20 protein-coding genes and 2 pseudogenes are annotated in these 24,114 nt (G+C 57.6%); 10 read left to right on the forward strand and 12 right to left on the reverse strand.

The window, feature by feature from the left end; translation table 11 throughout:
• Both JQ575_RS41165 and JQ575_RS41170 read left to right on the forward strand, forming a co-directional pair.
• Positions 1 to 234: pseudogene (locus JQ575_RS41165) on the forward strand (HlyD family secretion protein); the annotation flags it as partial.
• A 168-nt stretch (positions 235 to 402) separates the two neighbouring features.
• Entirely contained in the window at positions 403 to 1,437 is a 1,035-nt protein-coding gene (locus JQ575_RS41170) for an alpha/beta hydrolase (protein WP_212038874.1), read from the forward strand.
• Between the two features lie 460 nt (positions 1,438 to 1,897).
• Here JQ575_RS41170 and JQ575_RS41175 read toward each other — a convergent pair whose 3' ends face one another.
• The 11 genes from JQ575_RS41175 to JQ575_RS41225 form a co-directional block, all read right to left on the reverse strand.
• Positions 1,898 to 4,159, reverse strand: a complete 2,262-nt coding sequence (locus JQ575_RS41175; protein WP_212038875.1) for a TonB-dependent receptor domain-containing protein — start codon at positions 4,157 to 4,159, stop codon at positions 1,898 to 1,900.
• A 99-nt stretch (positions 4,160 to 4,258) separates the two neighbouring features.
• Entirely contained in the window at positions 4,259 to 5,281 is a 1,023-nt protein-coding gene (locus JQ575_RS41180) for a HupE/UreJ family protein (RefSeq protein WP_212038876.1), read from the reverse strand.
• Positions 5,278 to 6,141 carry a peptidyl-prolyl cis-trans isomerase gene (locus JQ575_RS41185; protein ID WP_249167248.1) on the reverse strand — a complete coding sequence of 288 codons (864 nt, stop codon included), beginning with the start codon at positions 6,139 to 6,141 and terminating at the stop codon, positions 5,278 to 5,280. Before JQ575_RS41185 ends, JQ575_RS41180 begins: the two co-directional genes overlap by 4 nt.
• Entirely contained in the window at positions 6,138 to 7,973 is a 1,836-nt protein-coding gene (locus JQ575_RS41190; protein WP_212038892.1) for a DUF3604 domain-containing protein, read from the reverse strand. Before JQ575_RS41190 ends, JQ575_RS41185 begins: the two co-directional genes overlap by 4 nt.
• A 240-nt stretch (positions 7,974 to 8,213) precedes the next feature.
• Positions 8,214 to 10,157: a DUF3604 domain-containing protein gene (locus tag JQ575_RS41195; RefSeq protein ID WP_212038877.1), complete on the reverse strand. Its 1,944-nt coding sequence runs from the start codon at positions 10,155 to 10,157 to the stop codon at positions 8,214 to 8,216.
• Positions 10,158 to 10,358: 201 nt separating this feature from the next.
• A complete protein-coding gene (locus tag JQ575_RS41200; RefSeq protein ID WP_249133790.1) occupies positions 10,359 to 11,351 on the reverse strand; it encodes a transporter in 993 nt (330 codons plus the stop codon).
• Positions 11,352 to 11,576: 225 nt separating this feature from the next.
• On the reverse strand, positions 11,577 to 11,933 hold the full coding sequence (locus JQ575_RS41205; RefSeq protein ID WP_212038878.1) for an HdeA/HdeB family chaperone: 357 nt from the start codon (positions 11,931 to 11,933) through the stop codon (positions 11,577 to 11,579).
• Positions 11,934 to 12,002: 69 nt separating this feature from the next.
• Positions 12,003 to 12,437 (reverse strand): hypothetical protein, encoded by a 435-nt coding sequence (locus JQ575_RS41210; protein WP_212038879.1) that lies wholly within the window; start codon positions 12,435 to 12,437, stop codon positions 12,003 to 12,005.
• A gap of 67 nt (positions 12,438 to 12,504) precedes the next feature.
• A complete protein-coding gene (locus JQ575_RS41215) occupies positions 12,505 to 12,744 on the reverse strand; it encodes a hypothetical protein (RefSeq protein WP_212038880.1) in 240 nt (79 codons plus the stop codon).
• A 113-nt stretch (positions 12,745 to 12,857) separates the two neighbouring features.
• On the reverse strand, positions 12,858 to 13,163 hold the full coding sequence (locus tag JQ575_RS41220) for a hypothetical protein (RefSeq protein ID WP_212038881.1): 306 nt from the start codon (positions 13,161 to 13,163) through the stop codon (positions 12,858 to 12,860).
• Positions 13,160 to 13,897, reverse strand: a complete 738-nt coding sequence (locus tag JQ575_RS41225) for a DUF2092 domain-containing protein (protein WP_249167249.1) — start codon at positions 13,895 to 13,897, stop codon at positions 13,160 to 13,162. The genes JQ575_RS41220 and JQ575_RS41225 overlap by 4 nt, the downstream gene beginning before the upstream one ends.
• A gap of 236 nt (positions 13,898 to 14,133) precedes the next feature.
• Between JQ575_RS41225 and JQ575_RS41230 the strand changes: the two genes are divergently transcribed.
• From JQ575_RS41230 to JQ575_RS41245, 4 genes and pseudogenes are all read left to right on the forward strand, one after another.
• Entirely contained in the window at positions 14,134 to 15,105 is a 972-nt protein-coding gene (locus JQ575_RS41230; protein WP_212038883.1) for a helix-turn-helix domain-containing protein, read from the forward strand.
• Between the two features lie 358 nt (positions 15,106 to 15,463).
• Positions 15,464 to 16,651: an FIST signal transduction protein gene (locus JQ575_RS41235; protein WP_212038884.1), complete on the forward strand. Its 1,188-nt coding sequence runs from the start codon at positions 15,464 to 15,466 to the stop codon at positions 16,649 to 16,651.
• Positions 16,652 to 17,363: 712 nt separating this feature from the next.
• Positions 17,364 to 18,248 (forward strand): annotated as a pseudogene (locus JQ575_RS46775) (sensor histidine kinase); the annotation flags it as partial.
• Positions 18,245 to 18,634, forward strand: a complete 390-nt coding sequence (locus JQ575_RS41245) for a response regulator (protein ID WP_212038886.1) — start codon at positions 18,245 to 18,247, stop codon at positions 18,632 to 18,634. The pseudogene JQ575_RS46775 and the gene JQ575_RS41245, both read left to right, overlap by 4 nt.
• A 352-nt stretch (positions 18,635 to 18,986) precedes the next feature.
• Here the strand turns inward: JQ575_RS41245 and JQ575_RS41250 are convergent, their stop codons facing one another.
• Positions 18,987 to 19,541, reverse strand: coding sequence for a hypothetical protein (locus tag JQ575_RS41250; protein ID WP_212038887.1), 555 nt, complete (start codon positions 19,539 to 19,541; stop codon positions 18,987 to 18,989).
• A 572-nt stretch (positions 19,542 to 20,113) separates the two neighbouring features.
• Here JQ575_RS41250 and JQ575_RS41255 point away from each other — a divergent pair.
• The 4 genes from JQ575_RS41255 (at position 20,114) to JQ575_RS41270 (ending at position 23,412) form a co-directional block, all read left to right on the forward strand.
• Complete coding sequence (locus tag JQ575_RS41255) at positions 20,114 to 20,470, forward strand: DUF3489 domain-containing protein (protein ID WP_212038888.1); 357 nt, start codon at positions 20,114 to 20,116, stop codon at positions 20,468 to 20,470.
• A 4-nt stretch (positions 20,471 to 20,474) separates the two neighbouring features.
• Positions 20,475 to 20,984 (forward strand): DUF2924 domain-containing protein, encoded by a 510-nt coding sequence (locus JQ575_RS41260; protein ID WP_212038889.1) that lies wholly within the window; start codon positions 20,475 to 20,477, stop codon positions 20,982 to 20,984.
• Positions 20,981 to 22,600 (forward strand): recombinase family protein, encoded by a 1,620-nt coding sequence (locus JQ575_RS41265; protein ID WP_212038890.1) that lies wholly within the window; start codon positions 20,981 to 20,983, stop codon positions 22,598 to 22,600. Before JQ575_RS41260 ends, JQ575_RS41265 begins: the two co-directional genes overlap by 4 nt.
• A 146-nt stretch (positions 22,601 to 22,746) precedes the next feature.
• The gene (locus JQ575_RS41270; RefSeq protein ID WP_212038891.1) at positions 22,747 to 23,412 is read left to right on the forward strand and encodes an isochorismatase family protein; all 666 of its coding nucleotides are present in this window, start codon (positions 22,747 to 22,749) and stop codon (positions 23,410 to 23,412) included.
• Positions 23,413 to 24,114: the final 702 nt, after the last annotated feature.

Genomic DNA, 24,114 nt, shown 5'->3' on the forward strand with positions numbered 1-24,114 from the left:
CTCGTTTTCATGGAGCCGATCTACAAGGGCGGGCTGGAGGGCGTGACGCCCGGCAGCAGCTGTATCGCCAACGCCTACACCAGCAATCACGAATTGATTTCGTCCGGGAAACTGGGTTCATTCAAGAAATTCGCGCTGCACGTCGTTGACGCCACTGGCCTCGTGCACGCAATTCTATTGCGGATCCAGGCCGTGCTGCTGCCGATCAAGACGCTGGTGCTAAGCGGACACTAACCACATGGTCACCGCGCGCCGTTGGCCCAAGAGCAATAGTATTAGTGCGCATTGGGTGGGGAGACAGTTGCTATGTCGATGTGGAGTAGCGGTCGCACGGTAGGCAGGTCAGTCGCCGTTCTACTTTCCTTCCTTTTGGTCGGTTGCGCAACCAGACTTGGGCCAGAAGTGCTGACGCCCGTGGTGGCCTCCGGTGGTGGGAAGACCCTGCAAATTTATGTGGCGACTACGCGTGATCGCGAGGTTTCGTCAGGAAACGTCTTCACTGCGAACCGCTCCAATGTGCTCAACTTTGCAAAGTTTGCCGTCTCGGTGCCCCCTAACCACAAGCCCGGCAATATCGAAATGCCGACCGCAACTCCCGATCCAGGGAGCAGCTTTGCTGTAGTGGATCAGGCTGCACTGAGCGAAACCGATTTTCGTAAAGCCGTGGCTCCGCAAGGCAATACTCGGCGGAAAAAGCACAAAGCCTTTGTTTTCGTGCACGGATTCAACAATACCTTCCAAGAGTCGCTGTTCCGGATCGCGCAATTGCAAGCGGACATCAACATCGACGGAATTCCGATCCTGTTCGCGTGGCCATCGCAAGGTCGGGTCGGTGCTTATGAAATGGACAAGCAATCGGCAAACTATTCTCGTGATCATCTGATGGCTTTGCTAACGATGCTAAGCAGCAGTTCCGAGGTCAGCGACATTATGGTGGTAGCCCACAGCATGGGTGCCATGTTGACCGTCGAGGCTCTGCGCCAACTTCGTTTCGAAGGCAAAGACCGAGTGATTGCCCGGCTAGGCCGTGTTGTGCTGGCGGCGCCCGACATCAATGCGAAGACGTTCCGTGCTCAGGCACAAGCCATCGGTCCGCTCAAGCCACCATTGCTGGTTCTGGTTTCCAAGGATGATAGCGCGCTTCGAGTGTCCAGTTTTCTTGATGGTGGTATTGCGCGTGCGGGCGATATCGATGTTGACGATCCGGTTGTGCGAGAGGCTGCCCTGAAGGAAAGGGTTCAAGTTGTCGACATTTCGAGGCTCGCAAAACACGACGATCTGGGACATGACCGGTTCGTGAGTGTTGCCGTACTCTATTCACGATCGCACGACCAAGCCTCGCGTTATCGCAACACTTCTGGCACATTCATCTTTACAGACGACGAAGGGACATTCTTGCGGCCGATCGACATCGGAAATCAGGTCGCTGCGCAATGACCGACCTCCTGAGCCGTCATTAGAAGCCGTGAGCTACTTTCATCGGAACCTAACCTATGCAGGGTTGGGGTTGATGCACGTAGTTCAGCTTATTCTGCCATTTTAAGCTCTCGAATCGTCTCTCGGGGAGCCGTCAGGGGAGTAAGAGGATTGCCAGACCCAAACGGGTTGGCCTAGACAACGCCATAGCGACATCTCCTTGGTCAAACCTTGGTTGTCGCCGCTCGCAAGCCCTTCACGCGGACCAAGATATTGATTGGCGCCGCTATATTATTTTTGCCGGATATAGGATGCTGTTATCAGGCCGTTACAATGACGCGTTTCGGACGACCGCTTTGCGCCAAAAGCTGCCTATCGAAAAACACGGCCGCAGTTTTTCGGTCGTTCGTTCATAAAGCGTATTCGAAGCCTCTTAAAATGAGGGAGGATTCCCGCTTCTTCGACGCGCAATCCAAGGTGATCAAAACCTTCCTGCCAGTGTCAGCCGCACGGCTAACGGCTCCGCCGGATGCACATGGCGATCGGCAACACCGCCGATCGGCTCACCCGGCAGCCGCGACAGATAATAATATTCGATCTGGTTGGTCTGCGCGTCGAACAGGTTGAGCACGTCGAGCTGCAGCCGTAGCCCATTGTCGAATTTGTAGCCGGCCCGCGCATTGAAGATCAGCGATCCCTGCGAACGTGCGCTGTCGTCCTCGATCAGGGGACGCGGCCCGAAATAGCGCGCGCGCAACGCGCCGAACCAGCCGTTGTCGCCGCCGAAAGTCACGCCGCCGCTCGCGACCAGCGCCGGCGCACCGGGAATGCGATTGCCGACGGCATCGAAATCGGTGAAGCGGGCGCGGGTGTAAGCGAAATCGAAATCCAGCGTCCACGGCAGTATCTTGTACTGGTTGGTCCATTCGACACCGACGCGCCGGCTGGGGCGGCTCGGCTCGGTGGTGCCGGCGTCGCCGACGAACAGCAATTCCGAATTGAAATCCAGCACGAACACCGCCAGCGAACTGGTGAGGCCTTCGATCGCCTTGGTCCGAAACCCGATCTCGGCACCCTTCGACCGCACCAGCAGCGGCACCCGATCCAGCGGCGTCACCTTGTCGTTGGGATCGACCGTAATCGTCGCGCCCCTGATATCGTTGGAGTGCAGGCCGTAACCGGCATTGCCGTAGAATTCGGTCTTGAACCAGGGACCGAGAACGATGCCTGCTTTTGGGCTGGTCATTGACGCCTGCGCGCTCCCGGAATTGGCCGGCGCGTCGCTGACGACGCGGCCGGCGAAATAATCCTCGCGGATGCCGACCGTGGTGCGCAGCCAGTCGGTCCACCGCGCCGTTGTATCGGCCCACAGGCCGACATTGCCTTGCCTGACATTGTCTTCGCGTACGGTCGAGAGCAGCTCACGCTGCAACGTTTTGAACAGCCCGACCTGAATGTCGTCGCCACGCGTCTGCAGGCCGACGCGGGTCTGGGTCTCGATCCCGGCAAGGCGGACATCGAAAGCGTGGCTGGCGTTGAGCCCATAGACGGTGCGCTTATCGAGCTGGCTGAACTGGTCGCCATTGACGGGATCATCGAGGAAGTAGGTGAAATTATTGAACAGGGTGAGCTGCGAGCGGATCACATGGGCATTGATCTTGCTCTGGCCGTACGCGCTCGATTGCGCCCAATTGCCCGAGAGCGACAAACGGCTCGACGTTCCGCCATCGGTCGGATCGAGCGAGCCGAGCCGACCGATGACGCCCTGATCGATGGCGCGCTGCGCCACCTGATCTGTTGAATTCCAGCCGTTGGAATAGGCCATCCCCGACAGCGTAAAGCCGTCCGTGGCGGTGCCCTGGCTGTAGCGCAGCACGCCATTCAGCTTGCGGACATGATCAGGCACATCCCACGGCCCGTTATACTTGTTGGCCACGACGGCCGCGAGCAGCGTGCCCTCGCCGACCGCGGTCGATCCTGCCGCGAGCCCGCGCCGGTAGCCGTAACTGCCGACGGTGATTTCGGCGAGATTCTTCGGCAGCTTGTTGAGATAGTCGATCCCGACAGCGCCGGCGGAGGCAAAATCGCCCTGGTCGGCGAAATACGGTCCCTTGCGGACGTTGACCGACTGCACCAGTTCCGGAATCAGAAAATTGATATCGGCGTAGCCCTGGCCGTGGCCGTGGGTCGGCATGTTGACCGGCATGCCGTCGACGGAGATCGCCAGATCCGTGCCGTGATCAAGATTAAAACCGCGCAAAAAATACTGGTTGGCTTTGCCCTCGCCGGAATGCTGGGTCACGATCAGCCCAGGCACGATTTCCAGCAATTCGCCGACCCGCGACGCCGGCCGCGCGTTGAACTGCTCGCCGGTAACGCGAATTTCGCTGGCGGCGGTGGGCTGAAGGTCCGCCGAACCCAAGGTCGCAGACCCGGACGTTACGCTGGCAGGCGGCGGCGCAGGCTGGCTATTTTGAACGGTTGAACCGTTTCGCGCGTCCCGCTCGCGCGGCGGCTGCCTGACCCGCTTTTGGGATCTCGTTTCCGGCGCTGTAACTGTCACCGGCGGAAGCTGGCCCGGCGGAAGGGCTGCCAGGCTCTGTGCCTCCGCAGCTTCAGTCAGAATCAGGAGCGATACGACGGCAAGCCCGAGACACCGGCGATGCCCTTCCGCAATACGCGAACCTCGCCGCGCGGCAGCGGAATTCCTCCCTGATGGATCTATCGGCCTTCCGTTACGCATCGGTCGCTTTCACCGCAATTCGAAAATTCCGCGATGCCCAGAAAGGGACGTCACTAAAATCAGCCCGACCTGACGGCGACGCCGTAATCTTTCTTCACTTCATACAAAAAAAGCGGAGGTCCTTTCGATCAGCCAATAGGCGGCAATTGAACCGATCACGTAAGTCGCGCACATGTCGAGGCCACTTGTAATTCGTTGTACTCGAGCGGGCTCGAACCGGACGGCCGCGGCCCAGTGGAGCACCAAGCCTGCTGCCAACACCGCACCAACAAAAGCTAATTGTCCAATTTCCACGCCCAGATTGAAGAACAGAAGCGCGATCGGAATGGCGTGATGCGGCAATCCCACCTCTGCCAAAGCTCCGGCAAAGCCGAAGCCGTGCAATAACCCGAAGCAAAATGCGACCAGCCAAGGCCATCGCGCCGCAAACGACGGAGTTCCGCGCCGATCATTGATGATTTCAACGGCAACCAGCACAATGCTCAGCGCAATCGCGGCTTCAATAGGCGGACCGGGTACGCTCACAAAGCCCAGTGTTGCCGCCGCAAGCGTGAGGCTATGTGCCAACGTAAATGCAGTGACGGTCAGCAAGACCCGGCGCCAGTCGCGAACCAGAAGCACCAGCGCAAGTACAAATAGCAGGTGATCGAAGCCGAACAGAATGTGTTCGACGCCCAGCACCAGATACGTTGCGGCCACTTCTCCCGGACCCGGCACGGCTTGAAGCACGAACGACGTTTTTGTCGGAGAAAGCCGCTCGGTCTGGATTGCGCCTTCCAGGGTTGTGACCCGAACGAGCACATCCGTCGATGTTGCAGACAGGCCCTCAATCGATATTGCCTGCCCTGCGAATCCAGCTTCCCGCCGAACGCTACGACGTTCAATATAGGCCCCGTCGCTGAACGACGCTCGCGGCAGTCCTACGTCTTGAGTACCTTCGGGCAGTTTGACGTAGATCGCGAGCCGCAAATCTTCTCCCCGCGCGGGAATCTTAAAAAGAAGACTATAGGTGTCCGATTTGGTCTGGCGCATCTCAAGATAGCCCGGCCGAAGTTCGTCCGAGACCGCGGGTTGCGCCAGTAACACCGCCAAAACAACGAAGAGCCAGCGGAAACGATTCATCGACCGGCGGCCTCCGCCGCCTTTGCCCGAGGCGCCTCTACGACAATATCGTAACGCTCCCGAAGCGAGGCGTAGAGTTTCTGTTCCGCCTCCCGGCGTCGAGCGTTCTCCCACTCCCGGCGAACGGCTGTCCGGACGTCATCAAGCGGCGGCAGATTTCCAGAATTTTGTTCGCTGATGAAGACGAAATGCTGCCCGAAGCCGGAAGAAATCGGTCCCTGCCATTTGCCCTGCGCCATGCCAGAAATCTGTTTTGCGAAGCTTTCACCAAATATACTCGATAGCTTGCTTGGCGAAACGCGGCGAAACTCTTCCCCAAGCAGAAACGGATCGCCGAGCGCTGCGGTCGGCATGTTGCTATCGGCGCGAGCAAGAACATTCTTAATCTGTCTGCTATCGCTCTCGATGGTGTTCGCGCGCCGCGTGGCGCTTAAGAAAACCTGATGGAATGTGATTTGATCTTCGGTGCGAAAGTGCTCCGGATTGGAAGCAAGATAAGAAGAAAGCTGCTCATCGGTCGGCTCGGGTGCGGACATTGCCTCGGCCAAAAATTCCATCTTCTGCCGCACACGCCGGCGTATGATAACGTCGTCGCGGTCCAAGCCGGCCGCTCTGCCCTCACGGTAGAACACTTCGTCTCGAACATAGTCCTCGATCAGGCCCTGCAATTCCTGCTCGCTCGGAGGCCGCTGCCACGTCCGTGCAAATCCCTCCCCCAGGTTGGCGATCCGCGAAGCGGAAACCACGATTTTCTCGGGGGCTTCCGCGCTGCGCTTCCCGACAAGCCCGTGAAGCGCGAACAGGAGCGTACCAAGGGCTAGAAACTGGAGTAACGGCTCTCTGAGCAACCGCGAGATCAAGGCGTGTACCAGATCGGCGAGGTATACGCGCGTTCGGTGGTCGTCATCGTGACTTCCGCCGGCATCTTGATGTCAAAGTATTTTGCATCGTATGCCGTCCAGCGCGGCGTCGGGATTTCAATCACGCGACCGTAATAGAATGCGCGCAACGCTGGATCGAAATCAGGGTCCTTCCACACACTGATCAGTTCGGGTGATCCAATTGTGTTGGTCCAGTTGGCATTGGCTACGTCGACCGAGCTGCCGACTGACGGCAGCTTTCCGTCAGTTCCCGGTTTGCGGTCGCCCGACCATGCGACGTCGTAAACCTTTTCGTTCAGTTTACCATCTGCCGAGATCCAGCCCTTGACGATTTGATAGCGATCGAGGTTAGCCCCGATCGGGTCCTTCAGCGCGGCGACCAGAAAGGTAGGGACCTTGCCGGCTGGCGCGCCGCGAAGATCGCCACCCATCGGCACGCCACGCGTGTACCCTGTCAACGCGGGGCTACGCGTCTGAGCGTCCTTGGCCTCGAAATCCCATCCACCGAAGAAGCGAACGATCATGCGAGGGCCCGTGGTCCCGTAGGTCTCCTTGCGCTGCATGGCATCGAACAGCGCCTCGCGGGTGTTATCGGTCGCCCAAACAGCCGCGTATCCAGAAGCGGTCATTTCCCAAGCCGTCAATTTTCCCGCCTTGCCACTTAGGAAGGCGTGCTCCCAGCGCGATTTGTTTGGTTCATAAGGTGTGGCCTTGCCGAAGAAATTGTCGTCATCGGCGGTTGCAAGTCCCGTATGTGAATCGGTACTTCCCACCATGCCGAACTTGTATGGATTGACGCCGAGCTCCTTTTCCAGCTTTAGGCCGTTTTTCAGGGCCGAGCGGGCATACTCGAATTCGAGCATCTCCGGTTGCTTGGCCTCGCTCATATCTAGATTGCCTTTGTCCCACCGTTCGAAGCGGGAGAATTCGTCATTTGGTGACAGGAAAGGATGCGCTTCACCATCACCCTTCATCTGCGTCGCTTCGTACAGCACCTCCCATTTAGCGCGCTGCTCGGAATACTCGCGATCGACCGGCCGGCCGTTGAAGGACTCGATGATCGGAAACATCGTGCCATTCGACAAATTGCCGTTATGCGCTATCGCGAGCAGGCTGCCGCCCGTCTTGTCCTCGTAAGCGGCCATCCACTTCCAAAGATCCCGGGGATTTGGACTACCGAGGGGAGGAACCGTGGTATACGGCTCAATTCGCAGGGCCTTGTCCGCCCCATCGCGGAAGATCACATTGCGATGCAGGTTATTGCCTTTAACGAGTGAGGTCCATTCAAAGCCGATAAACGCAGTGAAGCGGCCGGGTTCGTTAGCCTCCTCGGCCGCTTTCACGATCTGTTGCCAAGTCGAGCGATAGCCCGGCGTGCCAGGCAGATAAGTCAGTGCCTTTGGAAAATTTCCTTGCGAGAACGCGCCAATTAGCTCCAGCGCCGCGTCAGCGGCTTTGCCAGCCTGAATCATGTCGTACCATTTTCGGCCGAGCGGGTCTGCGAGGATGTTTGGCTTTCCTGCGAATAGATCGGTCACAAACCCCATATTGTCGGAATGGTCCGCGACAACCAAAAAATCCAGTGGTCGCGACAACTTGGCCGGCTGTCCGCTGGAGGCCGTCACTTCCTCGCCGCGCGCGAAACGATAGGCTTCTCTCGGGCCGACCCGAGCACCGGCCGCACCGGCATCGAAAGAGAGTGATGTGTGCAGGTGTGTGTCGCCGAAGAACGGTCGCGTAGGGAAGTTGCGCCCGGCATACGGTGAGTATGCCCTCTTTGGCATCACCCTATCGGCCGTGGCCTTGTCCATGACGCCAATATCGGTGTGAACGGCATCCTGCGCCAGGGCGAAGCTGGAAAGTCCCGCCGTCAGCAACGCAGCAAGCGCAAATCTGGAAACAGGGACGTTATTCGAAGTGTTCACGGTCGCTCCTCCAGCGGGAATGCATCAGAAAGCGGCTATATCTCGCCGCCGCCTCATGACGAACGTCGTCGCGGTTCAGGCCAATTGCTCTACCCGCACGCCCTCGCGTCATGAACGTAGTCGACGTCAGGGAGTGTACCAAATCGGAGAGGTATAAGCGCGTTCGGTAGTCGTCATCCTGACTTCCGCCGGCAACTTGATGCCGAAGTATTTTGCGTCATACGCCGTCCAGCGCGGCGTCGGAATCTCGATCACCCGCACATAGTAGAAAGCACGCAGCGCCGGATCGAAGTCGGGATCTTTCCAGACTGTAATCATCTCGCCGGCGCCGATCGTATTGGTCCATGTCGCATTTGCGACATCGACCGTGCTGCCGACTGATGTCTTGCTGCGGCCATCGGAGTCAATCGTGCGGCCGCCGGAAACCGCGACGTCGTAAACCCGCTCCTGCGTCTGGGCATCCTTTCCGACCCAGCCCTTGATGATTTGGATGCGGTCCAGATTCGCCCCAATCGGATCCTTCAAGGCGGCGACAAGGAAGGAAGGCGACTTTCCGTTCGGCGCGCTGTTTAAGTCGCCGCCCATCGGTACACCCTTGGTATAGCCAATTCGGGCCGGCGTACGGTTGTTAGCGTCGGCAGCCTCAAAATCCCAGCCGCCGAAGAAGCGAACGGCCATGCGCGGGCCGGTAGTTGCGTAGGTCTCGCGCCGCTTCATGGCGTCGAAGATTGCCTCGCGGGTGTTTTCCGTTGCCCATACCGCGGCATAGCCGGCCGCCGTCGTCTCCCAGCCCATGAATACCGCCTTGTCAGTCTTGACGAAGGGATGCATCGCGCGACCGGCATTTGGTTCGGACGAAGATGTCTTGCCGAAAAAATTGTCCTCTTCGACCGCCGAGAGCCCGGTATGCGAATCGGTACTGCCGACCAGGCCGAACTTGTAGGGATTTACGCCGAGTTCGGCCTCCATCTTGAGGCCGTTCTTGTATGCCGAACGGACGTACTCGAATTCAAGCATCTCCGGCTTTTTCACTACTGTCAGATCAAGGTTGCCCTTGTCCCAGCGCTCATGATTAGCGAACTCGTCGTTGGGCGAAAGAAATGGGTGGGTCTCGCCGTCGCCCTTGATCTGGGTCGCTTCATAAAGCGGCTCCCATCTCATGCGGTTCTCTGCATATTCGCGGTCGATCCGCTTGCCGTTGAATGACTCGATGATCGGAAACATACGGCCGTTGCTTAGATTGCCGTTGTGCGCAAGCGCAAGAATTTCTGCGCCGGTTTTTTCCTCAACCATCGCCATCCATTTCCAGAGATCGCGAGGATTTGGACTGCCCAACGGCGGCAGCGTGGTATAGGGCTCAACGAGACTGGCCTTTGCTCCACCATCTCGCCAAATGATATTGCGATGAAGATTGTTGCCGCCCTCACCCGAGGTCCACTCATAGCCAATGAAAGCAGTGAAGCGGCCGGGATCGTTGGCTTCCTCCGCCGCCTTGATCGTTTCGCGCCATGCGCTGCGATAGGCCGGCGTTCCCGGCGTGGGGAAGCCCTTGGGCATTAGCCCTTTGCCGAAGCTGGTGATAATATCAATGGCGGCCGCCGCGCCTTTGCCGGAATTGATCTCATCGTACCACTTCCGGCCCTGTGGCGTCGCGAGCAGGCCAGGATCGCCTCCCATCAGTTGCGGGAAAAAGCCCATGCCATCCGAATGGTCCGAGACCACCAGGAAATCCAGGGGACGTGAAAGTTTGGCGCGTTGCCCACTGGAAGCGATAACTTCCTCGCCCTTGGCGAAACGATAGGCGTCCTTCGGGCCGAGCCTGGCACCGAACGCGCCGGCGTCCATCGAGTAAGAGGTGTGGAGGTGCGTGTCGCCGAAAAGCGGCCGTGTCGGGAAATTGCGACCGGCATATGGCGAGTACGCCGGCTTGGTGGGGAACGCCTTATCGGCGGTCTCCTTGTCGAGCGTGCCTATGTCCGTGGTTTGGTCTTCCGCAGCGACGACGGTGGCAAACACGCAAGCACAAACGCCGGCGAGCGCGGCAGCGGAAATGTAAGACAGACGAATCATCATTTGACACCTGTGACGTCAGTAAAGAATATAGTAAGCTCAGAGTTGTGGTGATGTTAGGCTTCCTCGAAACGGCTTGGAAGACCACAGCGCAAAATCGAATTCGACAGCCCCGCTCCCCTTTTTAATCGTGCCGTATGTCGTAGCAGGCGTACCTCGTCTCTTAACGCACGCTCAGAAAATCGCACTCTTTTGATAGCGTCACTTCGTCGCGATTCGACGCGTTGGCGCCACGGTGCTGGCGGGCGCCATCGGCGAGATGGAGAATGTCAGCCAGGTATTCCATCCCGATGGCCGATTGGCGGCCTCGAATTCGCCGTAGCCCTTGAGATTGAGATAACCCTGCATGTCGCCTACCGGAAACAAGAATCCAATCTGCGGCCCGATTCCCAGAACACGCGACCGGAATCCACCCAGAAGGGGGTGTTGACCGAAGTCGTCGGTGATTTGTTGATATCCGTACCCAACAAGTCCGACGAACACCTGCTTCGACAGAAACTTGGAAGCACCCCAGTCGATGTGGAAATCGATGCCGTTCTGATAGTTCGTATCCTTGTTCTTGAAATTATAGGTAAAGCCCGCGACCGCCGAGAATTCGTGCCCGGTTGCCGGATTGAAGTAGGTGTAGCCGCCGCCGCCATCGATCGCGGCATGGCCGATGCCGAGGTTGGCGAGGCGGCTGGAATCGTAGGCGCCAACGGGAATGTCACCGGTCACATAGGTCATGAAGTTGTGCACGCCGGCGTTCCACTTCAACGTCGCCTGCGGATAGAGGTCGCCGACGGAAGTGATTGAATCTCCCAGGAAGCCTGTGCGGGTTACCGCAAAGGAGCCAACCGCCGCCGTCAGCGTCCCGTCAATACTGGCGCTCGACCGTCCAAACAGGCCGGTCACCCCAATGGCGAGCTGTCCACCGAGCACAGGCGTCGCGAAAGTATAGGTGGGATTGAGCAAGATGAGATCAGCCTGCGCATTCAGATTAAGGTTCAAGCTAACGTTGACTGACGCCGGAATCCTGCCGATTTGAATTTCTCTCGCCGCCGCTGTAGCGCCCGACGCCGCTAGGGTGGTGTGATAATACACCTCGGCCATGGACCAGCCCGGGACGGTGGGTGCGGCTGCGAGGCTGCCGAAGCGGCCGGGGAGCCAGTACGATACGCCGGCTTCGTCGGCATGAACCGGCCCGGACAGCATGCCGAACGCAAGCACAGTGACGCTAATGCTGGCCTGAACGAGCCGGCAACCATTCCTTCGTTTAGAGATAGCGCGCCTCATTCCCGCCCCCCCGATATCGTCGACCCGAAGATTGGATGCCTCGGTACATCTGAGAGCAACGCAAAAGCAAGCTTGCGGGAAAAATCTCACTTTGCTGTTGCACTAAAGCCTCAAAGCCGTGGCTCAAAACGATCCATGCCATGATCACTTTTTCATCTTGATTCCCTGATCGCTCCGGTAATCCTTGAAAACGACATCGATCGCCTCAATGACCTTCTTGCCCGGATTGGCTTTGCAATGAACGATGACCTCGTGTTGCAACGCTTTGGCGCGGGAAACCTGCATCATGTGCTTCTTGGCAAGGCCGTTGTACCAACCGCTATACCAGGCGGCGAGATAATCTGCGTCTTCCTGAAATGTGCCTGCCAATTGTGCGCAGGTCAGCTTCTGGACGTCGAGATAGCCATCACGGTTCGCATAGGTCTTGAGTTCGACCTGGGCAAAGGCCGGTCCCGCAATCATAATACCGGCGCAACAGAATATGAGTTTCTTTACAGACATTTGATTTTCTCCATGAATATCTGACCCCTGAGGCGCGCGACCGCTCGGCGCGCCCTGATCGCCTCACACCTATTTAAAACGGACCGTTACGCCGCCCACTGCTGCCGACACTTCAGCGCCGACTTTCGGGCCGCTGAGCTGCAGGATCACGCCATTGGCATTCTGCAACTGAACGCCTGCAGCCCCGGCCGCAATCGCACCGCCGGCTCCGATCGCGCTGTAACTGCCTTCAAACGAAGCCGGACTATTCAGATTGACGGCCCGTCCGACCAGCTTGGTTGTCGAGGCTCCGATCGTGAAGCCGATATTCATGCCCGAAACGGTAAATGGATAGCGCTTGCCTTTGAAGGTAAGCACACCTTCACCACCGCCGACCCCGACGATGAATCCGCCTTTCGTGAATACGACGGCAACCTGACCGGTTTCGGCTCGCGATGGCGTGCTATAACCAGCTACACCTGCGAGCAAAGCAACCAGAGCGAAGCTTATGCCGAACTTTTTCATGACTTTTTCCCTAATGAGACGCAATGAGACGCCAACCTGTTTTCAAGCATGGCGTCTTACCTGAAGATCAGCGTCGGCCTACGCGATTGACGGGACCGCCGCGATTCATCGGCGTTCCCACCCGACCGACGCCGGGGGCCACCACGGCGCGCGCGACCGGCCGCGCCACCAGCCGCACGCCGGGTCTTACAACGCAACCGGCCGGATAAGAGATGTACTGGCAGTAGACCACGGCACTGGCCGGTTCACTGCTTGCGACCGTGAACCCTGCGATTAGCAGCGCTGACAATGAAATCGATAGCTTCATCTTTGCCTCCTCCGTTCGGAAACTCGGAATGTTTTCCGTTGAGCCGAATGCTGGTCAGGAAGCCGCAGCGCTCCGGAGCGTTGCGGCTTCTGTCTCATCGTTTAGAAAACGTCTTACCGGCAGACTGTGACGATCCGTCCGTAAGCATCAGCGACTTGCGTGCATGCGGGCGCAACCACCATCGGTGCTGCCACGACCGCTGCTCCACCTACTGCCACCGCGCCGACCGCCACGGCCCGGCGCGTGGTCCGCCGCGCAACGCCGGCGTAACTCATTGGCGTTAGCGGACGGCCGATCCTGGCTTCGGCGGACGACACCATCGATGACTGTCCGTCGAGGGGCAGTTGACCTCCCCATAAAAGGGCGCCGGCGCCGAGGACGGTTGCGAACGACAGACGGAATAATGTTGTTCGGATCATTTCTTGTCTCCTGTCTTGGTGGTGCCCTGCGGGACTTCGTCGATATCGGAGAGATCGCCGAGCGCGATCTTCTTGAAGGATGGATCCGCCTTGAACGCAAAGGCGTCGGCCGCCACGTCGGTCTTCCATTCCTTGATCCGCAGGGTGTATTGCGGCGCTTCGCCGATGCCCTTGCTGGTAATCACGTACTTGCGCGGGATCGGCTTGGCGCCGGATTCAATCCATATTTGCCAGTCTGTTTCTACGCTACGGAATGCGAGGTGGTCGCACTCTACGCCGTCGATGACCCCTTTGCCGATGACTGCGGCCTCAATCACGTCAGTCATCATGACATTGAAGACGTTGGTAAGGAGCAGGTCGGCGCCGGGCGCGACGACACCATGCTTTTCCCGGAGCACATCAATCAATTCCTCGGCGGTGCCGGCGGCCTCGATCTGGGCGTAATCCTTGCCGTCCTTGTTGTTGACGGTCAGCATCTTACCGTCGAACACGATCTCAACGTCGCGGTAGCCGCCCGTGCGGGTGGCCCGAAGCTTGTCCGGGCGGCTCAATTGCACCTGCCCAGAGCTAGTAAACTGGATTTTCTGCAGTTTTGACATAATAACCTCGATATCGGAGTCGTACGTCACCGCGAGCGTTTTTTGGCTGGAAACATAGTCCGCCATACCCTTGAGCAGCTTTTCGGCGTCGCCGTTCTGTGCATTCGCAGCGGGGTTCAAGGAAACGGTCATCATGAGCGCTGCTCCGATCAAAATGCCGCATCGTGGTATTACTCGCTTCATCGCTTTCTCCCTTGGATACGTCAGCATCGGTGGCATTCATTATCGACAGTAGTCGGCGCCTTACGTCTACGCCAGTGATGTCACAGCGGGGCGATGCGACTATCCGAATTCTGCAAAACGACCGACGAACTATCCGCTTTCTGCAAAATCTCGTGTAAGCTGGGTCCATACTTCAAGGTATTTGCATCATGTCGATTTCCCCCCCAAGGCCAACCTCCGGGCCTCAATTCGTCCGAGGGCATTTCGATGATATCGACGCAATGGCGGCGAGCCCGCTCGCATGGAATCTGGAATACGAGCAGATTGGGCGTGGCCGCTTTCAGGGACAATTGACTCAACTGCTGATGGACCAGTTGCAATTGGCCCGTATCAGCTGGTCGCCCGGAGTACTGCAGAGCGGCAGTGCGCCCGCGGGTACTTGGGTTTTCGGACTGCCAATTTCAGCCGGGGGCTCATTGCACGTCAGACGCCGACCGGCGCGCGCTGGTGAACTTCTGGCTGCAACATCGCGCGACGATGTCGGCTTCACCGCAACGGGTCCAACCGAGATGATGGTCATCGTGCTGCCGACGCCGATGATTGATCGCTGGATCCAGACTCGGCGGGGAATCGACAGGTTCGATGTCAATCTTCCTTCGCCAAGGTGGCAAGTGACTGCTGCTGAGATGACCCGACGCGCGGGTTCGCTTGCCAGTCTCTTGCAAAGACTCCAGATGCAGCCGAACAGCTATCTTGGCGGACAAGGGTTGTCCCACGTAGAGTCTTGTATTCTTGACGTTGTCCTCAACATGATTCCGTCGGCGGAAATCATTGAGCCCTTGCACAGTCGCGCTCGCGTCGCGAGAGCGGTCCTCAAAATTTTTCATGAGCGGCTCGACGATCCGCCGACTATCACCGAACTTTGCCTGGCAGTCGGTTCAAAGGAGCGGACGCTTCATTTAAGTTGCGCGGAGGCTTTCGGGCGCCCGCCTGCAGCGTTGCTGGCCGAACTTCGGCTCAACGCCGCCCACCGCGCTTTATCGCGTCCAGGACAAGAGACAAACGTAACTGATGTGGCGGGGCTTTATGGCTTCACGCATCTCGGCCGGTTCGCGGAAATCTATCGCCGTCAATTCGCAGAGCTGCCCTCCGCAACACTATCCAGGACGCGAGGTGTCTAACCACGTCGCTTTGGGCCATTCGCGTCGTTTTGGCCGCCCGCAGATTAGTACCGGTCCAGCCTGTAGACATTTTCGGACTCGGTCGGCATGTCGCAAGCGTGCCGAACCGGACCTTGCCGGCCTCGGCTCGGGCTCAATCGTGGTTTGCGGCACGACCGCTTCGGTACAGCGTTCTTTTTCAGCCCGGCATCGCTTGTTCTCGGACATAAATCGCCCCCATTCCGGCAGGCCGCCCCCCCGATGGGAAAGCGGCCCGAAGTTTTGCGAAGAACCGCTAGTTAGATCTGGAGGTGCAGGGATATCCTGATACAAGCGAGGCTCGTCGATAAATGTCTTCGCCAATTGAAGGGTCACGCTGATGGGTACGAATGCCGGTGTCGGGATGAGCCATCATCGAAATCCGAAGGTAGCCGGACGCGAGGCCGCCGAGAGAGCATTGGCGGCGGCCGGGATCGACCGGCCCGACTTCGTCTTCATGTTTGCTTCCGTCGGATATGAACAGCGCGCACTCTTAGACGCCGTCCGCGCCGCCACCGGTAGTGCTCCACTCGCCGGCGGGTCCGGCGGGGGAGTCATCGCAGGTGTCGAAGCCGACGAGTCGAACTTCTCAGTAGCCGTGATGACCATCAGCTCCGATGAATTAAGTTTCAAAAACGCAATCGCCTCCGGCCTCAAGACCGATTCGGAAGCCGCGGGAAGGACCATCGCCCAGAACTTGGCTTGCGAGGTGCAGCCTGACACGCTTGGGCTGATCATGCTCGGAGACGGCTTGACCCTAAATTTTGACCGGTTCGCTGCAGGCCTAAAGAGTGAATTGCAGCTTGATCGTCACCTGCCTTTGTTTGGAGGTACGTCGGCCGATAACATGGAGTTTAAACAAACTTATCAATACTGCGACGATCAGATCACATCCGATGGTGTCGTGTGCGTTCTGCTGTCGGGATCAGCCCGGCTTGCTTGGTCGGTTAACCACGGCTGCCTCCCCATCGGCGGCGAACGTAAGGTGACTCGCTGCTCCGGCAACGTCATCTACGAGATCGACGGTATGCCAGTTCTCGACGTCCTAAAGGAATATCTCGTCGGTGATGAGATCGACAACTGGAGCAAGGCGGTCCTCAGTCTCTGCATGGCATTCAAAGCGCCCGAACAAATCAAGGGCTACGACGACTATTTGATCCGCTTCATGCCGACAAAAGATGACAAGGCGGGGTCAATCACAATTCCGACCGAAGTTGAAGAGGGTACGAGCATCTGGATGAGCCGGCGCGACCACGAAAAGATATCGGCTGGCGTCGAACGCATTGGCGAAGAAATCAAGTCGACTTTAGGAAATAGCGCGGCGAAAATGGTGTTTCAGTTCGACTGCATAGGCCGCGGGAAAGCCGTGTTCCGCGACCAGCAAAAAAGCCAAATACTGGAAAAGCTTCAGCAAAAAATTGGGCCCACCGTGCCATGGATAGGTCTCTACACCTATGGAGAGATTGGTCCGATAGGAGGACACGACTATTTCCACAACTACACCGCCGTAGTATTAGCAGTGTACTGAGTAGCCAATGTCCAGTACCGCTATAACTCCCGCGTCTCATGGAAAAACCGGTAGCGTGAGTGAGATTGATCGGCTCCGGATTGAAAACCAGCGCCTCTCTGATGAGGTCAAGCGCTTGGTGACAACCGAGGTTCAGCTCTACGAAGTGCAAGAGCATCTCGACGGTCAGATGAGCGCGTATCGCCAGCTCTACGAGCTTGGAAAGAAATTCAACTCAACCGTCGACCTCACTACGATCCTGCAGCTGGCCGCTCAATTCGTTTTATACGAACTAAATTTCGAGCGATGCCTCTTTCTTCTGAAGCAATCCGACGCGAACATCTTCTCCATCGAGACGATAGATGGATACTATGACGATGCAGAGAGTACCAGCATTGCCAAGCTGATACTCCCCACCGCCTCATTGGCGCTCGCACCACTTTATGCCGGCGTTGATCGGGTACTGTGTTTGCCCGATTGCCGCCGCAGCGAGCTGACCTCGCTGCGACGTCTCATCGGTATGGACGAGTACGTCGTCTTGCCGTTGGGCGGGGAACCGAAGAACCCAATTCGCTTGCTGGTCGCGGGAAATACGGCGGGGCAAGCGCCTTATCAGTGCCGGGTTGTCCAAGACGGTGAGGCCCTACTCGGACTAGCCAACCTAGTAAGCCAGACCTCTACCGCAATCAACAACGCGAGCTTCTACCAAGCGCTTGAATGGGAACGGGAGTCTCTCGAAGAGAAAGTCCGCGAACGTACGCGGGAACTCTCGCGATCGCTGGACGAATTGCGCACTGCGCAGGATCGGCTAATCCAAACCGAAAAGCTTGCCTCGCTAGGCCAACTCACCGCTGGCATCGCCCACGAAATCAAGAACCCGCTTAATTTCATCAATAATTTCTCCGCCTTGTCGGCGGAGCTGGTCGATGAACTAGGCGAGGTCCTCAAGCCCGCGCCATTGAACGACCTGATGCGCCAAGAAACTGACGAAATCGCAAAGCTGCTGAAGGGCAATCTTGAAAAAGTAGTGCAGCACGGCAAGCGCGCCGACTCTATCGTTAGGAATATGCTCATGCACTCGCGCGATGGCTCGGGTGAGCGGCGCGCTGTCGACATCAATACGCTTGTTGGCGAGAGCCTCAACCTCGCCTACCACGGCGCCCGCGTCGAGAAGCAGGGTTTTCAGATCAGGCTGGAAAAGGATTTCGATCCGGCCGCCGGCGAAGCCGAGCTGCTGTCGCAGGAGATCACGCGCGTGCTGCTCAACCTGATCTCGAACGGTTTCTATGCGGCAATGAAACGCAAGGCGGAAGATGGCGTCGCTTATGAGCCTGCGATTACCGCCGCGACCAGAAGCCTCGGTGACAGCGTCGAAATCCGGATTCGCGACAACGGCGCGGGCATTCCACCCGAGGTGAGGGAGAAAATGTTCAACCCATTCTTCACTACCAAACCGCCGGGCGAAGGCACCGGTCTCGGGCTGTCGTTGAGCTTCGACATCGTTGTCAAGCAACATGCCGGATTGATTGAGGTTGACACTCAACTCGGCAAATTCACGGAATTCAGGGTCGTCCTTCCGCGCTCCGCCCCCGCGGGCAAAGCTGAGGCTCATACGTGAATCCCGTTATACTCGTGGTCGATGATGAACCCGACGTCGAAGACCTGTTTCGCCAGCAATTTAGGCGCGACATCCGTGCCGGCCGCTTTACAATGGAGTTTGTGGGGTCGGGAGATAGCGCCCTTCAAAAAATCCGTGATGCCAATGCGGTGCCTTTGATCCTGATTTTGTCCGACATCAATATGCCCGGTATGAGCGGGCTTGAACTCCTGCCAAAAGCGAGAGCGTCACGACCGGATGTCCCGGTGATCATGATCACCGCCTACGGCGATAGCGACACCAGACGAAGAGCCTTGGAAGGAGGTGCAGAGGCCTTATTGACCAAACCAATCGACTTTACTGCGCTCCGTAGCGAAATAGATGGCCGTCTCAAGTCTGAACAGTAGTTCGATGTCCACTTTGGGCGGGTCAAAAACGAAAGTATGCCCTCTCGAGCCGCATGTCCGTTCGACTCTCAGAGCAGGCATCGTCCAGGCTATACGCCCAGGTCTAGTTCGTGCCGTTAAAGCTTCGTGGTTGCAACCCGGCGCCTGAACGGCCGCTTTGCGCCAAAACGGAAAAACTGCGGCTGCTTCCTAAATAACTCCCCAGCTGCTCCCCGAAAGAACCTCGAAGGCAGTTTGCGCAGCAATTCAACAACTGTTTATGTGCGGGCTTAAACTTGAGAGGGTTCTCACCATTCGATGCGCTCGCGAGACCGACAGCCGGGCAAAAAACCGTACGGCCATCTTAAGCCAATTATTCCACTACCTTGGATAAATCACTTACCCGAACCAGGCCATCTTGGCTGGTGAATGTCAGCGTTTGGTCGGTGCTTTGTGCTTGGGCGATGCCGAAGATGCGATGGCTGCCGGTATCATAAATCTGGACGCGGCCATTATCGTTGATCACCAGTCGCCTATGAAACACGGCGTACCTTAAATCATTTTGTCCGCCGACTGCACTAGGCGTTCCCATGCCTGCAGGCCACCAATCTGAATGCTTAGACCGGTAACTAGCCTCTACGGCTTCGCGGTTCCGGCCCCGAGACGCGGATGGTGCCTCTGCCACGACATAGGCCGCCAATTCCGTGCAGACGGCATCAAGCTTTGATTTGAGGGCATTGTTGAACATGTCGCCCACCATCGTCATACCGGGCGACCACTGCGACATACCGCCAAAGTCTGAATGTGAAAATTGCGCCATGCTGCCGCCGCTTGAACGAAGAGCGCGCAGGATTGTTCTGACGGCATCCGGCGAGATTGAGTGCCGGAGGGTAACTCGTGAGACAAAACTGTCTTCGTTCAACGACACGGCGGTTTCCTAAGTCCAACTCAAAGAATTAAGGCCATAAGGGCGTTACACCCGATGGCCTTCATTGGGACTGCCGGGGGTTCGATGCCGTCACCACGAAACTAATGCACCTAACCAATCGCGCGTTCCGGCTGTCCGCAAATATTTCAAGATGGTTGTCGCGTGTGTCAGCATCATTGGCCGAGAAAGCCACTGGCAAAGTGGTATTCAAACGACCGAGCCTGAATGTGCAAAGCGCAAGAAATTCGCTCTCTCAGGTGGGCAACTTGGGCTCTCGTGGCCGCTAACCCGCGGAAGTCGCGCGAGAAAACTTGATACGAAGTTTTCTCTCGTAATATCAATGACTTGCTGGCGGAGGAAGGGGGATTCGAACTTTTGATAGGGAAGTGAATTCGTGCCCCGCCGAGCAACTATCTTGCTCAGAATTGACTGGCTTTCGGCCGCGATCGGAGCGTTGCTGTGGCGACTTGGAGCGGCTCAGGCGCGCTTCGGGGTCTTGCCCTGCCGGCGGTTAGCTTAGGTGGGGCTGAGGTGGTGCGGCCCATGGCGTCGCGCAAACCTCGGAGGATCCCATGACGAAAGCCAAATCCAAGCCCAAAGCTGTTACCCGGTCGGCTGCGCGTAAAACCGCCAAGTCCAAGATGCGCGCCCGAGCCCCCGCCGCGCCTCCCAAGGCTGCAGGCCGGCCTGACACCAAGCACGCGCGCATCATCGCGATGCTGCGGGCACCCGCTGGTGCGACGATTGCTGCCATAGTGGCTACGACCGATTGGCAGCCGCATTCGGTGCGCGGCTTTCTCGCGGGTATTGTTCGCAAAAAGCTGCTCCTCAATCTGGTTGCCGAACAGACCGACAAAGGCCGGGTCTACCGCATCAAGGATGGAAAGGCTTCGTCCGTGGCTGCCGAGCGCGCGAAGCAGGCGGCGTGACTCAATGGGAGTGAATCGTCACAACGGTCGTACCTCGACCAAGGTTTCCATTGGAGACGAGATCGCGCATCTGCGCGGTCTCGATCTCAAAGTGCTCCGTTTACGGTGGCTAAGCGAATTTCAGAGACCGGCGGCCACACATCTGCCGCGGCATTTGCTTTTTGCGATCATCGCTTATCGCATTCAGGTCGCTCGCCTCGGCGATCTAGATTCCGCAACCAAACAAGTGCTGGATCGGACCGAGCCGAAGGAGAGCGGAGCCGTTATGTCTGCGCGCCTTGTCAGTTTCGATCAAAAGCGGACCGAACTTACACCGGGTACCGTATTGACCCGGGAATGGGATCGTCGGTCGCAGCGGGTAATGGTGATGGCTGACGGTTTTGCCTGGAATGGTCAGACCTATGACAGTCTTTCCAAGGTGGCCTTCGCGATCACCGGGACAAGATGGAATGGTCCGCGTTTTTTTGGCTTAAGGGATAAAGAAGATCGGACGGCCGTAGGGGCTCGATCATGAAGTCTCCTTCGGTCAAGCCTGTCCGTTGTGCCATTTACACCCGCGTGTCCACGGAACAGGGACTGGATCAGGAGTTTAATTCGCTGGACGCTCAATACGAGGCGGCGTCAGCCTATATAAAAAGCCAAGCCCATGCGGGCTGGACTCTAATCCGGTCACGCTACGACGACGGCGGATATTCCGGTGGCTCGACCGATCGCCCCGACCTGCAACGGCTGCTGGACGATATTCGATCTCGGAAGGTCGACGTGATCGTCGTCTACAAGGTGGATCGCTTAACGAGGTCACTGGCGGACTTCGCGAAGCTGGTCGAACTGTTTGACGTGCACGGGGTGTCATTCGTCTCGGTTACTCAGCAATTCAACACCACAACTTCGATGGGTCGATTGACGCTCAACGTGCTTCTGTCCTTTGCCCAGTTCGAGCGAGAAGTCACGTCCGAACGCATCCGCGACAAGATCGCCGCCTCCAAACGAAAGGGGCTTTGGGTAGGTGGTCCCCTCCCCCTCGGCTACCAGATGAAAGATGGTAAGATCGCAGTCGTCGAGGACGAGGCTGAACGGGTCCGACTGATCTTCCGGCGTTACCTGGAACTCGGCGGTGTCAATGCCTTGGTGCGGGACCTTCGGGAGCGGAATATCCGCACGAAAACCCGCCTCCTGGCAACAGGCGCAACTCGTGGCGGCGTCCTCTTCGGCCGCGGCTCCCTGTTTTATCTACTGCGCAATCGCTTTTATGTCGGCGAGGTCAAATACAAGGATGAGATCCTGCCGGGCGAGCAGCCAGCAATCATGGACCACGCACTATTCGATGCGGTTCAGCAGAAGCTCACGGATCAATGGAGCACTCGATCTAAGATCCGGAACGCAAGCGATCATCTATTGACCGGCGTGCTGTTCGACGACGCTGGTCACCGTATGGTCCCAACCCACGCGACCAAGGCCGGCATCCGTTATCGTTACTACGCGTCATTGCCTCTCCTCCATGGCGAGTCGAAGACCGCATCGGTGGGATCGGTCTCACGCATTTCGGCCACCGGCATTGAAGCCATCATCGTCAAATCTCTCAACGAGCATCTCATCGCTCAAAAAGAGAAGCCGTCCACAAGCCCCACGAAGGTTGGAGATCGCTATGTCATCCTGGAACATGTCGCGCGCATCAACGTACATGAGAATCATCTGACGGTTCGATTGAGGCCAGGCGATGGAGAGGAAACACCCGACTTGGCAGACGGACGGTCGCTTTCAATTCCTTGGCAGAAACCGCCGTCCAGAAAGTCCCGGCAGATCCTTGTTCCACACGGTGTAGCTCCAAATGAAGTTCGTCCGACCCGGATCGAGCGACGCGCACGGCTTGTCAACGCTATCGCACGAGGCCGTCGTTGGCTTGACGAGATCGTGTCGGGCTCGGTGACCGACGTTCAGCAGATCGCAGCACGTCAAAAATGCAGCGTGCGTCAGGTCAATATGACGATCTCGCTCGCGTTCCTCGCGCCGAATCTCGTCAAGGCAGCGGTCGAAGGCCGTTTGCCGCGCGGCGTCGGGGTCGAGCGCCTTCGCGATGCCCCCGCCGAGTGGCGCCGGCAATTTCAGGTCCTCGGACTGAATCCAGGATAATCAGGCACCGGGGTCGCTTCGCATCCACCATAAAAGCTTAGTGTTGACCAATCGCAGAAGCATCGTACACTTCGTAAAAACAAGACCGGCCTTCGGCAAGCTTTAAAGCGCTTTGTAGCTTTCATCATCTGATTGGGAGATCACAAATGCCTTATCGAGTCGACCAAATTGATCCTAGCAAGACTGCGATGATCGTCGTCGACATGCAGAACGACTTCGTTGCTGAGGGGGCTGCGCTTAGGTCCGCGCAGGCAGCGGCAATGGTGCCTAGACTTGCCGCAACGCTGAAGTTCTGCCGTGAGAAGGGAATCCGTGTCGTCTATACCGCACACGTTCACCGGCGTGACGGCAGCGATATGGGGATGTACGACGACCTGTATCCGCCCATCGCGGATCGGTCTTGCCTGGTCGACGGAACGAAGGGCGTTGAGATTTTTGGCGACCTGGCGCCTGCGCCGGGCGAACACGTCATCAAGAAGCACCGCTACAGCGCCTTCTTCGCCACGGATCTCGACCTCGTCCTCCGGGAATGGGGAATCAAGACCGTTATCATTTCGGGTACGACTACCGAAAATTGCTGTCACGCTACTGCGCGCGACGCGATGTTCAACAATTATCAGGTCGTCTTCCTATCGGACGTGACCGGAACGTTCGATTATCCAGATGTAGGGCAGGGATCGCTGTCCGCAGAGGAAGTCCACCGTAGCACTTTGACCGTGCTGGCTTTCTCGACAGCCCATGTCATGACTGCTGACGAGTTCAAATCCCGCGTCACCGTTGTGGCCAATGCGGCCGCGAACAAGGCGGCTTGACCTGACGGCGCGGCGGAAAGAAGTACGGCCTCCATAAGCACACGCCACTTTGGTACAGCATCCAGAAAGAGCTACGGGCCGGCGCTTTCGCGTCCAAAAGACTCCAGTATTCCGCGGACAACGAGCGCATTGGCCCGTGGAAATCCCGCCGCCGGGAACGGAATTTTTGAACGCGGAGACTGGACTCTACAATAGGCCCATGAGACCGCCAGTTTCTCCGGAGACCGAAAAAACCAAACAATGCCGTCAAAAATTCCGGCAGAAACCGCCTCTTTCCGAGCGAGGACGGTTTCGCCGGTTTAGGACGACTGAATGGTGGTGCGCGCAGTCAGTTACGAACCAGTCTCTGCCGGCAAATTCCCTATTAACAGGGAAGATACAGGGATTTTTTTGATTTCGGCTACTAAATGAGCTTCCCTAGAGCAAAAGACCGCGCTTCCACAGTAGTTTACTCGAATTTCCCTGTCGCAATTATCAGGGAAACGATTGCGGATATCAGGGATCACATTTCCGAGAACAGGATCCAAAACGTTGGAAAACACGTAGAGAGCGCAACGCACCTTCTTTAATGAAATTTTTAATCAGTGGGCGTTAACTGCTGTTACGGAAGCCAAGGCCGCAGTGACGATTCGGGCTGGCATCTTAAACCCCAGGAGGCGTGGCGCATGTGCGCCGACAATCAGTACAGCCTACTAGGGGGCC

It is taken from the genome of Bradyrhizobium sp. JYMT SZCCT0428 (assembly GCF_018131075.1).
GTDB lineage: Bacteria > Pseudomonadota > Alphaproteobacteria > Rhizobiales > Xanthobacteraceae > Bradyrhizobium.

What these genes read in the sequence shown, in the direction of transcription:
- JQ575_RS41175 (WP_212038875.1), bottom strand. Translation starts at nt 4,159, where the DNA reads ATGCGTAACGGAAGGCCGATAGATCCATCAGGGAGGAATTCCGCTGCC.
- JQ575_RS41180 (WP_212038876.1), bottom strand. Translation starts at nt 5,281, where the DNA reads ATGAATCGTTTCCGCTGGCTCTTCGTTGTTTTGGCGGTGTTACTGGCG.
- JQ575_RS41190 (WP_212038892.1), bottom strand. Translation starts at nt 7,973, where the DNA reads ATGGACAAGGCCACGGCCGATAGGGTGATGCCAAAGAGGGCATACTCA.
- JQ575_RS41195 (WP_212038877.1), bottom strand. Translation starts at nt 10,157, where the DNA reads ATGATTCGTCTGTCTTACATTTCCGCTGCCGCGCTCGCCGGCGTTTGT.
- JQ575_RS41200 (WP_249133790.1), bottom strand. Translation starts at nt 11,351, where the DNA reads ATGCTGTCCGGGCCGGTTCATGCCGACGAAGCCGGCGTATCGTACTGG.
- JQ575_RS41205 (WP_212038878.1), bottom strand. Translation starts at nt 11,933, where the DNA reads ATGTCTGTAAAGAAACTCATATTCTGTTGCGCCGGTATTATGATTGCG.
- JQ575_RS41210 (WP_212038879.1), bottom strand. Translation starts at nt 12,437, where the DNA reads ATGAAAAAGTTCGGCATAAGCTTCGCTCTGGTTGCTTTGCTCGCAGGT.
- JQ575_RS41215 (WP_212038880.1), bottom strand. Translation starts at nt 12,744, where the DNA reads ATGAAGCTATCGATTTCATTGTCAGCGCTGCTAATCGCAGGGTTCACG.
- JQ575_RS41220 (WP_212038881.1), bottom strand. Translation starts at nt 13,163, where the DNA reads ATGATCCGAACAACATTATTCCGTCTGTCGTTCGCAACCGTCCTCGGC.
- JQ575_RS41225 (WP_249167249.1), bottom strand. Translation starts at nt 13,897, where the DNA reads ATGATGACCGTTTCCTTGAACCCCGCTGCGAATGCACAGAACGGCGAC.
- JQ575_RS41230 (WP_212038883.1), top strand. Translation starts at nt 14,134, where the DNA reads ATGTCGATTTCCCCCCCAAGGCCAACCTCCGGGCCTCAATTCGTCCGA.
- JQ575_RS41235 (WP_212038884.1), top strand. Translation starts at nt 15,464, where the DNA reads ATGGGTACGAATGCCGGTGTCGGGATGAGCCATCATCGAAATCCGAAG.
- JQ575_RS41255 (WP_212038888.1), top strand. Translation starts at nt 20,114, where the DNA reads ATGACGAAAGCCAAATCCAAGCCCAAAGCTGTTACCCGGTCGGCTGCG.
- JQ575_RS41260 (WP_212038889.1), top strand. Translation starts at nt 20,475, where the DNA reads ATGGGAGTGAATCGTCACAACGGTCGTACCTCGACCAAGGTTTCCATT.
- JQ575_RS41265 (WP_212038890.1), top strand. Translation starts at nt 20,981, where the DNA reads ATGAAGTCTCCTTCGGTCAAGCCTGTCCGTTGTGCCATTTACACCCGC.
- JQ575_RS41270 (WP_212038891.1), top strand. Translation starts at nt 22,747, where the DNA reads ATGCCTTATCGAGTCGACCAAATTGATCCTAGCAAGACTGCGATGATC.